The sequence below is a fragment of the Nitrospira sp. Nam74 genome (assembly GCF_965152615.1).
Window position 1 is genome coordinate 4,545,239 of record NZ_OZ224220.1, and the last position, 12,620, is coordinate 4,557,858.

Sequence of the window (12,620 nt, forward strand, 5' to 3'; positions counted from 1 at the left end):
ATCATGCGTTCCCTACGGTCATTCGGCAGACAAGCTCCGTTACGATCCACTCTCACTCGGGCCCTGATGCTCTTGATCGCCATACCGATTCTCACGGCCGCCGCTTCGACTAGTACGGAAGTGGTGGGCCGCGATGGCGCTCCGATGGTCCGTGTACCAGCCGGAGAATTCCTCATGGGAACCGACGTCGGTGAGCAGGACGATGAGAAGCCCCTGCATCGCGTCTCTCTGTCGGCATTCCTGATCGATACCTATGAAGTGACGGTCTCGCGCTATGCCATGTTCCTCGAGGCAGAGGACCGTGAGCCGCCATTCTTATGGGCACAGGCCATGGATGGCGACCATAGAGACAGGCCTGCCATCGGAGTCGATTGGTATGATGCGTCGGCATACTGCCGGTGGGCCCACAAGCGATTGCCGACGGAAGCCGAATGGGAAAAGGCCGCACGAGGAACTGACGGCCGCATCTATCCATGGGGCAATGCCGCGCCTACCGCGTCCCACGCCAAATATGGTGGTGGGACGTGGCAGGGGTATGCGAGCCTCGCTCGTGTGGGTAGACATGCAGCGGGGAAGAGTCCGTACGGCGTGCACGACCTAGCCGGCAATGCCTGGGAATGGGTGGCAGACCGGTACGAGGCGAACTATTATCAGAGTCATGATGCGCGAGATCCCAAGGGGCCTTCCACCGGCCCTCTCCGCATCCTACGGGGCGGCTCCTGGAATAGTGAGGCCTCGATCTTGCGTGCGGCGAATCGAAGCGCCTATATTCCCTCTGCTAAACGCAGCGATTTCGGCTTCCGATGCGCCAGTGACGTTTCGGCGTAACACTAGTCCAATAATCATGGACGGCTCCTACAGAGCGACCAAGACCGGACAGGGTTTGGAGAATCGACGACATCATTACATCAAGGACTGTGTGCCTCGTTACAAAGGCGGGAATGCGAGCAGTGAGGATGACGAACGCGCCAGGGACGGGTCCGCTTCTAAATCACGACGGTTGCCGGAGATCGATCACATGGTCGCCCTCATCAATCTCTAGCGTCACCTGATGTCCCTCCTGCAGGCCGACAGCCATCTTTACCTGGGCGAGGGAAAATGTCTTCTCTCCCTCCGGTGTCCATAGCTTGATGTGCACTCGTGTTTTATCGGCATATCGGACCGGGCCGGTCACGAAGCGTCGATGAGAGATTTCGCCTGCTCGATAGTGATCCAACACGACATTGTTTTCGTTGACCCATAGCGTCATCTCATCGCCGGGTGCCGTGCTCGGAGAGGCGACACTCGTAGGCAGTTCATATTGGACCATCGGAGTCTTGATGAAGATCATGCCCTGCTCAATTCTCAGCACAACGCCATGTAACATCACTTTACAGTGATGCCGTTTGTCACACGCTCCCACTTCAGTTTCGACGGGATGAACATCAATCACGTGCCCGGATTCATTGATCTCCACCGTTACCATCGTCCCCTCCGCAAGATGCGTAGTCTTAGCTTCGTGCTCCTCTAGCGAATAGAGTTTATCGCCCTCGGGTGTCCAAAGCTTGATCTGCTTCTTCGATTCTGCGTCGAGTAACGTCCCCGTAACGAAGCGATGCCGCCGGCCGGTCGCTTCTGGATGGTGGTCGATGACGACATGATCAGGCGTCACCCACAGCGTCACCGTATCTCCTATCTTCGCTCTTAGCGGGGCGGCTTTCTTATCCAACGTGTAGCTGGCCGTGACGGTGTCGATGACGATGATATCCGACCCAATATCCAAAACTTTACCCTGGACCCTCATCTGGGATTCGCCCACTGCCCCTTCTATCTGTACGGCGAACACGACAACCGAGATCAGGAATATTGAGAGCAGGCGAGAGATACGGGCAAGAGGCAGCATGTCTGACTCCTCTCATGATGGAAGCGTGCTTCTGCGAGCGTTAGTATTCAGTATATGGATGATCCCGGAACCGGACTCAAGATGGCGATTCATCCTAGGTGGTTTCCAATCGCCCGAGAACTGGCAGAAGTAGGGTTCGGGTTTATTTCCTTCGGAAATTTCGATAGGCAGCTCACCAATCAAACGATGTGGACGCACATGAGAATACTGCTCGATGTGCTACATCGCGACAGCCATTCGCGAGCCACGAGGAGTAAACTTTGGTCGGTGGAAACGCGACGCCGGCATGAGGACGATTGCGGCGAACCGGACTATCGAGCAGTTTGCCGAATGCCGGGGAATAAGATCCCTGTCGCCACGGCAGATGCCAAGAAGTTTGTCGTGCCCAAAAACATCCGCATTTAGCGCAGTAGCTTAACCGCGTGTGGTGTCCTGTGGCGGGTTTGGCAGTGGGGGCTACGCACCAACGATATTGCGCAGCCCCGAGTGCGAGTGGTATCACGCAGCCTTGCGGTGGCGAGCTAAGCCGATCCCGGCTAGGCCAATCCCGACAAGAGCGATCGTGCTCGGTTCCGGTACAGGTGTGGTCCCGGAAGGTCCATTAAGCCCGACCGTAAATCCATAAAAGTTCTCAAACGTGTTCGTCCATGATAGCGAGCTGAATGTTCCGGTGAACTGAACCACCCCGTTTCCCTCTCTGCCATTCACGCTATTGCCTGATACCGTGATCGGTAGGCCGCCGAATTGGCTGTTCGGTCCACCGGCTTCAAACGTCGGGCTCGCATTGAAGTTGAACGATGCTTCTAGCCCGGGTTGCCCGAGACTCCAGATCGCGAAAACCGGGTTCACCACTGGCGAGGCAAAGGTGATCGTATTGGTGCCTCTGAAGCTTCCGTTGAGGAAGATGGCGTCGCCTACGGTGCTGGGCGAGGCCGTGATCGTGCCGCCGGTAAACGAACTATTGGGTGCCCAGATGGGGCTGGTGCCATTGATCACCGCGCTGCCTAACTCGCCTGAGTAAGACACCGCCACGCCACCGAGCGAGCCTGACGCGGACCCCGGCGCGCCGGCAGTGGCGCTGGTCCAGTCTGTCCATGTCGTCACGGCAGATGCCGGTGCTGCAGACAGCAATACGGCGCTCATCAACGCGCACATCAGTGCGCAGCTTGGGACTATCCTTTTGAGGATCACGTTATTTCCTCCTTGGTGTGTGGTTTGTCGTCGGTGCAATCATAAGACAGTTTATGGTTAGTGACAATACCTAAGTGTATGTAGGCCTCTTCTTTGAAAACGGCCGCCCGCTGTAGCGCCACGCTGGTTCCAATCCACACCGTTTCACCAAACGCACCACCGACGGTTCCGCTGGCCATCTCAGGCCGGTTCACCCGCGCCACCAATTTCTCAGCGGCAAGCCACCTTAGCGCCAAGTGAATCAACTCCCTTAGATTTGTGCTGTACCTAGTGACATCTACTCGCGAGAATAATAACATTGCTCTGACTTGATGAGACCGGATCACTACTGGTAGCCCGACGATCTTAGGAACCTAAGGGCGATGTCAAGCTCCTACCATCAATCGCACGCCAGACCTCATGAACCTTTCCATGGAGGTCGCCGGCACACTGATCAGATCATCTGCGGGGTACTGCGTCTCTTTCAGCGCCGGCCTCTACGCAGACGAAGAAGAACACCATTGCTGTACTCTTCCACCTTCACTCACACCACCGTCAGAAAGGAGTCTGCCGATGACGCGTCTTTCTGTCACGCTCGTTTGCGCAGTGGTGCTGCACATTGCGTTATGGTTCAGTGCGCTGCCATCCTTCGGTGCAGACCGATCGCTCGACACCGCTGATGATACGGAGGCTGAATCGCCCATCGAGGTGTTCGCTGCGCGCGAGGCCCTGGCTCCGCCGCATGTCAAGGAACGGCTCCAGCGGCACCGGCAATTCGTCCAGGAAAACAATTTGCCGTTTTCTGTCGGCTTCACCTCGGCGACGGAGCGCCCGCTGCCGACGCTCCGCACGATGCCAATCGTCAACACTCTAACAATCGAAACGATGCAGCGGCAGAATGAAGAGGCGATGCGCGTGCTGCAAGCCCAGAACATCCCTTCGGTCGAGCAGATTCTCACGCAACGGGCACTTCAGCCTATCAAGCCGACACTGCCCATCAATTCTCGGCTTCAGATTCGCCGGCGAGGCACCCCCGGAAAAGAGAGTCAAGCAGAGGCTTCGACGGAAACAGAAGTTACGTTGCGAGCCGTCTCGACCCCTTGCGCATCGCAACCGTCGTTCCTGTATCGGCAGGGCAGCGGCCAGGCTCTCTCACCCATCAGGGATCAGAAACAATGCGGCAGTTGTTGGGCGTTCGCCGGAGCATCAATTGTGGAGAGCAGCAAGCGGATTCGCTATGGCGGGGTGTCGAATATTGCCGAGCAGGAGCTGATCGATTGCGCAGGAGGACTGGTCAACGGAATGATCGACGGCTGCAACGGATTCTTCGTCGAAGAGACGATGCTCCACATGCAATTTGACGGAGTGGCCAGGGAGAGCGCCTACCCGCTCTACCAGGCCAAGGACCGCGGTACCTGCTTAAATCACGTATCGGTATAAAGTTGCAACATGGGGATGGGTCGCCATTGGCTATGCGAGCGTACAACAGATCAAAAACGCCCTCTGCCAGTATGGGCCGGTGGCTACATCTATTGAAGCCACGAGTCTCTTCCAAGACTATACGGGGCGGGGTGTTTCAGCAAAGATCACAATCCAGCTACGGACCGATCCCCGCCACCAATCACGCCGTCGTCATTGTAGGCTGGGACGATGAGAAAGGCGCGTGGCGTGTGCGAAATTCATGGGGCACGGGCTGGGGAGAAAGTGGCTACGCGTGGGTGAAATACAACAATAATGCGATTGGGTGGGACACCGTGTGGGCTGTGGCGAAGAAGCCATAACCATCTGTTCGCTAGATACGACGTCGGGATGCTGGACGCAGGAAGGTGAGGGGGTTGATCTCCCTCCCTGCCAACACGGCTCTCAATGACTTCGATCACGGCGATAAAACCTATCGTTCGATCTTGACCCCTTTCCAAAACGCCACGTGATCGACAATCTCTTTGGCTGCCGGCTTCGGCGCTGGATAATACCAAGCGGCATCCTTATTGACCTGCCCTCCTACTTCAACATCGTAATAGCTGGCTTCGCCTTTCCACGGACAGGTCGTATGGGTGTTACTCGGTTTGAGGTACTGGCGTTTGACGGCATCGGGAGGAAAATAACAATTGTTCTCCACCGTCTCGCAACGATCGCTTTCCGCGAGAACCGTTCCATTCCAGATGGCTCGAGGCATGTGGTCCTCCTTCGTTCCAACCGGGTCTGTGTAGGTACGCCCCTGGGCGTGCTCCTCCTCCTTTTCGGTCCTAAAGTTTTGTCCGCCAATGGCAACGGCATTTTAACAGTCACAGAGATCATGCAATAGAGGAATAGTGGCCTTCTTTCCGAGGAGGCAGTCTGACACAAGCATGCCCATGCTCGCGGCCCGCCGCCTGAATCGAAGCGAAATCCGTCCATTGATTTTGGGTTAGAAATCAGCGTCCCGTCCTGCTCGATCCGCAACTGCTAAGGATCGAGAACGACGCGCTCCATGAGTTCATCTTACGAACGACTGAGGACGGCGGGATAGCAGAGAGGGGGACGAGACGCTCCTCGGTGAGCCCATGACAGACCGCATCAAGCCGGCGTCGACAAACCTGATTGCACAAGCCGAGGAGCTGCTCGGTTCAAGCAACGCGACCATGGCAGAATGCCCGCTCTTGCAATCGCTGTTTCCACGCTGCAATCTCGTCAATCGATTCGACCTCGATCCCCAAATGATCTACCGAGCTGACCTGGCCGATTGAGGACACCAGCGAGAAGTTCAAGCCGGGAGCGGATAGATCGAACTTGGCCTAGTCTGCCGTCTGCTTCTGTGGGACGACACCGATGCACAGGGAGGATGCCTTACGCTACATCGCTATACGTTCCCGGAACGGCCTCAGTCAGATTCGTCAGTGTCTCGCCGAGCTTCTGACCTATCCGGGTCTCACCTCGGATGATCCCGAGGGGGGCGGGCAGCTTTAACTCATTCAGAATCGCCTCGGCTTTCGCGGCATCTTCTTCCGTCAACGTGTCTATGGACGCCAAAACCCCGTGGATCGTGCGGGCCAACTCAACGGATGTGACATGGCAGCCGCTCAGTACATCTCGTATTTTCGACGCACTAAAAAAATAAGGGAGGTTGAGGACAAACAGGCGAGGCGGCATGGGTCCCTCCTTTGCTGAGCGCGTGACGCTAAGGCGATAAACGACATCAAAGGACAGGGTTAGTATATAGAACTAGAGGCTAATGACAATCGGTCTGCGGCGGACACTGGGACGGCCTCAACGGCATAGGGGTGCAGGAGGCAATCAGCTCTAGTGTTAAAGAGTTCCGCAACGACTCTTTAAAAGAATCGAAGGAGCAGCGGAATTCCTTCCGTCACATCCTTCAATCCGTGCATGGATTCCTTTACAGGTCGTCGTCTTCATCGTCATCATCGCCTTCAAGCTCGCTGACCAGGTCCATGACTACTTTTACGGCATGTTGCCCGCCCTTGGCTATCTTCTCCAAGTTCGTCTCATATCGTTCTTCTAGGATCTCGTCGATCTCCGCTTTGTCCACGCGCCCCTCCTTAGTTTCAGTCAACGACTGGATTCCACCACAGCCCTCCAGCACGTCCAAAGGAATTTGAGTATGTCGGACATGGATCAGAATTCGCAATAGGCGGTTAATCGACAGACCGATGGCATGAATGGTCGAGAGTAATCAGAGCCCTTTGGTCTGGTGTTGTCCAGAAGCCATTGAGGAGCAAGGACAATTATGCACCGCTTTTTGAGGTGGGCCTCCCTGTCTGGCAAAGGACAGAATCGAGAGAGGCTTAAGCGGGATTACCCGGCTTCGTGGCGTGGATGGTCAGGAACGTTTCCGCAGCGTGGGCTTCTTCGAGGGTTTCGTGCTTCCTTGGGAGCGCGGAACGAGTTGCATGAGAGGGGCGCGCTCTCCTGTCTGAAATTTGAACCGACAGGCAGTCCCACCCTTCACCATGCACTCTTCGTGGACGACAGGACGTTGAACAGCCTGTTCTAAGAGGGCGAGGTCGAACTGGCAGACGTCAGGAAAGCGGCTCGCGAGATGATGAAAGACACAATTCGTCGCCTCGATCGTAGGCCACGCCTCGCCTGATCCTTCCCGCAGCGTCGATTCATACCCGAGATCGCGCATCACGCCCGTCATCTGCTTGATTCGCTCAGCCGGTCCACCTGCGATACCGGGCAGATGCGCCCCCACGCGTTTCCCCATCTCTATAAACCGTTGTCGTAATTCATCGGGGCTCGACTCCTCACGGAGGGACTCGATCAGGAGTTCCGAGAACCACGAATACTTGCGTGGAAACAGCTCGTGCCCTTTTGCCGTGAGCTCATACAACTGCTCCGGCCTCCCGCCGGTGGGATGCGTGACGCCTTTGGTCACCAAGCCCTCCAGCTCAAGCGCCGCCAGATGCTGACGCACCGCATTGCGGGAAATATCGAGGTGTTGGGAGAGGGCCTCCACGGTCATCCCACGTTTGGTTGCGAGGAGAAGTTTGAGCAGGTGTTGTTGGCGATCGCCGTACGCTGAAATCATGGCCGGGCCTCAGAGACGTGGAAATCTCTGATGAGATTATCATGCAGTTACCACTATGTCTAGTTTAGACATATTTATATTGACAAAGTGATGTAAGACCCTTATCCTTTTCTGGGGTTGCAGGAGGCAACCTCCATTCACTTACATTTAATGGAGGGCTTTATGAGTCGGATGCGTCAGTCGGTAGCCATTCTGCTGTTTATGGTCGTGGGCCTGGGCGGCTGCACACACGAATCGCGGGCCGTGGGAGACGCGAACCCCGCCCGCGTGGCGGATACGAAGGCCGCCTTGCGTGACCTGTGGGCCGGACATATTTTCTGGATTCGGAATGTCGTTCTGGACAACGCGACGAACAATCCCGCGGCACGGGATGCTGCCGAGAAGGAAGTCGTGGCCAACGCAAAACAGATTGCCGGCACCATTACGCCGTTTTACGGCGAAGCGGCATCGGAGAAGCTCTTTACCCTCCTGGCAGGTCATTATGGCGCCGTTAAAGAATACTCCGACGCCACCGTTGCCGGCAGCAAGCCTCAGCAGGATGCGGCCCTGGCGCACTTGGCGTCAAATGCCGACGAGATTGCCGTATTCCTCAGCGGAGCCAATCCCAACCTTCCGAAGGACACGGTTCGGGGACTGATCGCAGCGCATGGGGCTCACCATGTCGCCCAAATCACCGAGTTTCAGGAAAAGGATTATGCGCACGAGGCACAAACGTGGGAGGTCATGCGACAACACGTCTACGTCATTTCCGATGCACTGACAGCCGCCTTGGCAAAGCAGTTTCCGGGGAAGTTCGCATAACGGGCGTGGTCATCAGTTCTGCGGGCGCAACACATGGCAACGGTCCGCGGCTCATCCTGAGCCGCGGACCGTCTGCAGTTCTCTGCTGCAACACGATTCCGTCACATCTTACGGACTTTGATCGAATACTTTCCGATCCCCTTGGTCCGGTTGTAGTGCCGCACTTGCACGAAATACTCGCCGGCGACTAGATCCGCCGCGATCAGCGCGTTCGTGTCGATGCCGGAATCGTCGTCTTCGGCAATGAGTGCCGTTTCGCTGTTGGGACCGAATAATTTCATGACGATGTCTGTCGGGCCGGTCGTGTCGATCACATAGCGGCCGTCTGTCGCGGCCGTGAAGCGGTACAGATCCTCCTCGCCGATCTTGCCGATTGAGGCCGCCGTGCGGCGACCGGCGTTGACCTTGAGTTCCTTCGCCGCGGACACCGTCCCGCCGGTTTTGGGGTACATTTTCGCACCGGCAATGAATGCCTTAACCATGCTCGAGAGGACGTCGTTCGCCTTGGTCCCGATGCCGTTAAGGGTCCAGGACGCCGGGAAGAAATAGAGCATGATGGAATCAGGATCGAACGCCGTGCCGTTAATCTGATCCATCTTGTATTTGTTCAGGATGTTGTGGCGCACTGTTGCCTCATCCCAGAAGTTGGGCGATTTGGCCGCTTCACGAATGACGACCTGCTCATTCCATTGAATGCCGCCGGCCGGGTTCTGATGCTCGTGGGCGAGTCCGATCGCGTGGCCGAATTCGTGTCCCGCCGTGCCGCCGTCGAGAAAGCCGAGATTCATCGTAGCCTCGTTCACCGGAATGCCACGGCAATCGGTGCCGACATAGGACCACGCCCCGTCATTCGCATCGAACGTGATGCGGATTTCCGCATTTGGCGCGTCATTGAAGTCAAACTTCAGGTTGGCGAACTGGGTCCACCACGCCGCCTGCTTGCGTGCCGTCGCCTGCTGGGCCGGCGTACCGTCCATGAACCGCACCCGTAACGTCGAACCATTCATCCACGTCTTGCCGATCGGCGAGATGGCACGCACCCGGCCTTGTGGCCCGCGTGTGGTGGGACGGAACCGCATTAAGTCTCGAGGCAGAATGCGATCGATACAAACCTTCGGTCTAGTAGCCATCTGTCGTTCCTCCATTGTTAGTCACACTGCCTACTCTGCGCCTCTTCGCGTCCCCCCACTCGCGCTGCTTCCCCTCACACATAGTCGAGCTCGTTAGAAAACACTCGTCTCGTTGCTCGGTTCATTTATCAATCGCCGGGCTAGAATTGCAGATCTCGCTCGGTGAACACGATCTTCGGCAAGGTCCCGAGAATCCGGACAAGCACTGAGTTCATGGTGTTCGGGTCGTTGTCAAAACCCCCGTGGCTGTCACTCTTCGCCGTGGCGCCAGGGTTGCCTCCCTCGCCGGAAACGACGATGCCGGGCAGACCATCAATGTCGGCATTCAATAATTTCAGCATCACCGGGTCATCGTTGAGAAACTTTTGCATCCCGAGCAACGGCGCTTCCCGCGTGTCTTCGAAGGCATTGCTGACCAGATACAAGAGGGACTTTCCATAGGGACCGACATCATCATCCAACTCGCCGACCTTGCTCAAAATGTAGAGGCTGGGTTTAGGGCAGATGCCCTTCTCTATCTTCGGAACCATCGCCTTCTTAAAAAGGTCCATCCGGATCGCCGGGGCCATGAACTGAAGTGTCTTCCAGGACACGCCCAGACCGGCGAGTTCATCAACTGCATAGGCGGTGAGGATAGATCCGGCACTGTGGGCGACCATATGAAGCTCCCAATCGGCCGCTGCCGCTCTCCCCCGTTGGGCTATGACCTGCTTCACGTACTTCACGATAAGTTGCATTGCGCCGGTCTTCGCCTCGGAGGCGAGCCGGGCGTTTTCCTTCATCTCTGCCCACAAACTGCCGACCGGGTAGGCGACGGTTAACTCCAGCACGCGATCCCTCGCTTCACGGAGGTGATCAAGAAAGGCGCCCGCGGCCCGTTCATCCGCGGCGGTGAAGTGATCCTCAAGGATGCTTCGGGCAGAATTGAACCAGTCGCTCTCCCACATAAGGTGAAGAGGATAGATCTCGTTGGCGAGGCACACGTCGCGAAAGGCCACGATTCGTTTGGCCACATCTTTTTCGCTGTTCAGACCCCCGTGGACGTACAGCATCACACGGCGTTTCTTCCACCCTTTGGTTCGCTCTGGAATGGTTTTCAAAAACAACCGTTCAAGATCGTCTTCTGTCGTCCAATAGTCGCCCCGCTCGGACAATTTGCCGTTGTTCCCCACGTCGATGACGTAGGGCCGTATCTCGTTTAACGGGATGACGCGCCCTGCGCGGAACGTCCCACTCGTCACATCCGCCGCGCCTCCAGCCCAGAGATCCGCTACCACCGGCACGCCGAGCTGCGCGACCCACACGTCGGTGGTGTGGATCATGAAGTCTTCATAAGGCAATAAGGCAAATCCGTTCTTGCCCCATCGCCGCCCCCATGAGTTTTGAACCACGAACCCTTGGCAGGTATATCCGACGAGTGCGACCGCATGACCACCGTCCGCGTTGCCCTTCCGCTGGATCACGGGAAGAGTGATGGTCGATTTGTTACCGACGCCCGACTTGATCGTGACCGTCTTTGGACCAGGGCGTTCCCATCCGGCGTGCACCATCAAGGTCACATATACGATGCCGACTTCATGAATGGCTGCGTGAAGATCGCGGACTTGGCGGAAATTTACCCGATAGTACGTCCCCCCCGGCGTGAAGACGGCCTGGTCGGCACGCGCTTGATTAAAGTGTTGTGAGCCGTGCAAATTGTCAGGCCACAGGTCACGTGTGCATACGCCATGACGTTCCCACCCCTTCATGGCGCCTCGTGCCGAAGACCCCTCATACCTCTCACCCGGCCACTCGTCATAGCGGCGCGCGAGTTCATACAGCATGCGGGGACTCACCCGACGCATTGTTCGCCGCTGATGGAGTAGGTAATTGATGACGGCCGCAAGGGCAAAGCCGGTGCACGCGCCTTCGGTGCCCTGGTCGAGGATCTCCGGCACAAGCGCACAATTGATGATCTGATCAGGCAGAATCTGCAGTGTCGGGCGGTATAGCCAGTCGCGAAGGTCGATCTTATCCGGAAAGGCATCCAGCGTCTTGCCGATCTTTTTTTCTACACTGCGCTCATCACGCTCCTCGCGTCTGGACGGCGATTCCGGCCGGGTCGGTTTTGGCTCTGATCGTCTAGCCACCGACCCCACCGATGGTCCCTTCCGGGAAGGGACACGTTTCCTTACCACGGGGTTCCCCCTTGCTTAGATGTCAGCGGTTCTATTCACCTAGTTTTAAGTACTGCGGCGACGAATTTTAGAGATGTCCTGTCTAAGAATCAAACGCCAGCACACACCGGAAATCACTTTTCACTAAAGCAATACATCTGCCTAACCGACACATTTCTGCCAGCGGCCTAGCACGGTACGACGCGATTCTTACGGCATCATATTCTGCAAACACCATTCCGCTTGGTGATCGCATCGGAACGATCGATTACGGCCACATGAGTTGCGGAGTTTTCGGGTTCTAGGGGCTGAACTTTCCTTAGGGCTGGATCGACTCGAGACGGTCGGCATTGTAACGGTCAGATGTATCCGATCTGGCGCGCTTAGTATCTAATTACGTACTAGGCACCATACGCGTACAGCGTGCACCTGCTCGAACAAAAATGCAGACCCTGCACGTGACGCTCATGCCCGACGGATCGCGAAAACCTACGGAAGCGGATTATACGGAGGACAGAAGTAGTCTAGTCGCTGAGATGACAACGCCCGGGCGACACACCCTCGCTTGTTCAGCCACTTGGGCTGCCGGCGGGTCTCGATTTGCTGCTGGATCAGCAGGTATCCTAACGTACCCTACCCGCGCAGGAAGAACTGACGCATCTGATCTGCAAGTCTCGTCGGATCCTGCCGTATGAGTCGAGTGCGCAGGCGCCAGTCCCGGTGATGCGCTTCGTCGTCGACAATCGCGCATGAAATTACACACAGAACGGGCAGGCCAACGAGTTACCTTTACGAGAGGAAGGAACGTGGGGCACGGGCTGAGAAACTACCGCATGCTGTCCATATTGATGAAGAGACAAACCACCCCGGAGCCCGCAGATGCGGTCCTCTTCTTTATCCGCATCGTTCTGCCGAATGTAACCTCGTCGATTATCGGATCAGCGGGCATCTTC

The 12,620-nt window shown here is 56.7% G+C and carries 15 protein-coding genes; 6 read left to right on the forward strand and 9 right to left on the reverse strand.

Annotated elements, in window-relative coordinates; all coding sequences use genetic code 11:
• The first annotated feature begins 3 nt into the window (after positions 1 to 3).
• Positions 4 to 828, forward strand: a complete 825-nt coding sequence (locus ACWHYZ_RS21400) for a formylglycine-generating enzyme family protein (protein ID WP_447984689.1) — start codon at positions 4 to 6, stop codon at positions 826 to 828.
• A 163-nt stretch (positions 829 to 991) separates the two neighbouring features.
• On the opposite strand, the gene ACWHYZ_RS21405 is transcribed toward ACWHYZ_RS21400, so the two are convergent.
• On the reverse strand, positions 992 to 1,882 hold the full coding sequence (locus ACWHYZ_RS21405) for a hypothetical protein (protein WP_447984690.1): 891 nt from the start codon (positions 1,880 to 1,882) through the stop codon (positions 992 to 994).
• A 54-nt stretch (positions 1,883 to 1,936) separates the two neighbouring features.
• Here ACWHYZ_RS21405 and ACWHYZ_RS21410 point away from each other — a divergent pair, with 54 nt between their 5' ends.
• Positions 1,937 to 2,287 carry a hypothetical protein gene (locus tag ACWHYZ_RS21410; protein ID WP_447984691.1) on the forward strand — a complete coding sequence of 117 codons (351 nt, stop codon included), beginning with the start codon at positions 1,937 to 1,939 and terminating at the stop codon, positions 2,285 to 2,287.
• A 93-nt stretch (positions 2,288 to 2,380) separates the two neighbouring features.
• Here ACWHYZ_RS21410 and ACWHYZ_RS21415 read toward each other — a convergent pair whose 3' ends face one another.
• Both ACWHYZ_RS21415 and ACWHYZ_RS21420 read right to left on the reverse strand, forming a co-directional pair.
• Positions 2,381 to 3,025, reverse strand: a complete 645-nt coding sequence (locus ACWHYZ_RS21415) for a PEP-CTERM sorting domain-containing protein (protein ID WP_447984692.1) — start codon at positions 3,023 to 3,025, stop codon at positions 2,381 to 2,383.
• 44 nt (positions 3,026 to 3,069) lie between these two features.
• Entirely contained in the window at positions 3,070 to 3,309 is a 240-nt protein-coding gene (locus ACWHYZ_RS21420) for a hypothetical protein (protein ID WP_447984693.1), read from the reverse strand.
• Between the two features lie 316 nt (positions 3,310 to 3,625).
• Here ACWHYZ_RS21420 and ACWHYZ_RS21425 point away from each other — a divergent pair, with 316 nt between their 5' ends.
• Both ACWHYZ_RS21425 and ACWHYZ_RS21430 read left to right on the forward strand, forming a co-directional pair.
• Positions 3,626 to 4,492 carry a C1 family peptidase gene (locus ACWHYZ_RS21425; RefSeq protein WP_447984694.1) on the forward strand — a complete coding sequence of 289 codons (867 nt, stop codon included), beginning with the start codon at positions 3,626 to 3,628 and terminating at the stop codon, positions 4,490 to 4,492.
• A gap of 131 nt (positions 4,493 to 4,623) precedes the next feature.
• Positions 4,624 to 4,833 (forward strand): C1 family peptidase, encoded by a 210-nt coding sequence (locus tag ACWHYZ_RS21430; RefSeq protein WP_447984695.1) that lies wholly within the window; start codon positions 4,624 to 4,626, stop codon positions 4,831 to 4,833.
• Between the two features lie 110 nt (positions 4,834 to 4,943).
• Here ACWHYZ_RS21430 and ACWHYZ_RS21435 read toward each other — a convergent pair whose 3' ends face one another.
• Positions 4,944 to 5,228 (reverse strand): DUF427 domain-containing protein, encoded by a 285-nt coding sequence (locus ACWHYZ_RS21435; protein ID WP_447984696.1) that lies wholly within the window; start codon positions 5,226 to 5,228, stop codon positions 4,944 to 4,946.
• Positions 5,229 to 5,595: 367 nt separating this feature from the next.
• On the opposite strand from ACWHYZ_RS21435, the gene ACWHYZ_RS21440 reads away from it, so the two are divergent.
• Positions 5,596 to 5,778, forward strand: a complete 183-nt coding sequence (locus tag ACWHYZ_RS21440) for a hypothetical protein (RefSeq protein ID WP_447984697.1) — start codon at positions 5,596 to 5,598, stop codon at positions 5,776 to 5,778.
• Positions 5,779 to 5,878: 100 nt separating this feature from the next.
• On the opposite strand, the gene ACWHYZ_RS21445 is transcribed toward ACWHYZ_RS21440, so the two are convergent.
• From ACWHYZ_RS21445 to ACWHYZ_RS21455, 3 genes are all read right to left on the reverse strand, one after another.
• Positions 5,879 to 6,181 (reverse strand): hypothetical protein, encoded by a 303-nt coding sequence (locus ACWHYZ_RS21445; protein ID WP_447984698.1) that lies wholly within the window; start codon positions 6,179 to 6,181, stop codon positions 5,879 to 5,881.
• Between the two features lie 244 nt (positions 6,182 to 6,425).
• Complete coding sequence (locus ACWHYZ_RS21450) at positions 6,426 to 6,578, reverse strand: hypothetical protein (RefSeq protein ID WP_447984699.1); 153 nt, start codon at positions 6,576 to 6,578, stop codon at positions 6,426 to 6,428.
• Positions 6,579 to 6,869: 291 nt separating this feature from the next.
• Complete coding sequence (locus tag ACWHYZ_RS21455; RefSeq protein ID WP_447984700.1) at positions 6,870 to 7,580, reverse strand: helix-turn-helix transcriptional regulator; 711 nt, start codon at positions 7,578 to 7,580, stop codon at positions 6,870 to 6,872.
• A 162-nt stretch (positions 7,581 to 7,742) separates the two neighbouring features.
• Between ACWHYZ_RS21455 and ACWHYZ_RS21460 the strand changes: the two genes are divergently transcribed.
• A complete protein-coding gene (locus ACWHYZ_RS21460; protein ID WP_447984701.1) occupies positions 7,743 to 8,381 on the forward strand; it encodes a hypothetical protein in 639 nt (212 codons plus the stop codon).
• A gap of 101 nt (positions 8,382 to 8,482) precedes the next feature.
• Here ACWHYZ_RS21460 and ACWHYZ_RS21465 read toward each other — a convergent pair whose 3' ends face one another.
• Positions 8,483 to 9,511, reverse strand: a complete 1,029-nt coding sequence (locus ACWHYZ_RS21465; protein ID WP_447984702.1) for a M12 family metallopeptidase — start codon at positions 9,509 to 9,511, stop codon at positions 8,483 to 8,485.
• Between the two features lie 140 nt (positions 9,512 to 9,651).
• Positions 9,652 to 11,640, reverse strand: coding sequence for a C1 family peptidase (locus tag ACWHYZ_RS21470; RefSeq protein WP_447984703.1), 1,989 nt, complete (start codon positions 11,638 to 11,640; stop codon positions 9,652 to 9,654).
• Between the last annotated feature and the right edge of the window lie 980 nt (positions 11,641 to 12,620).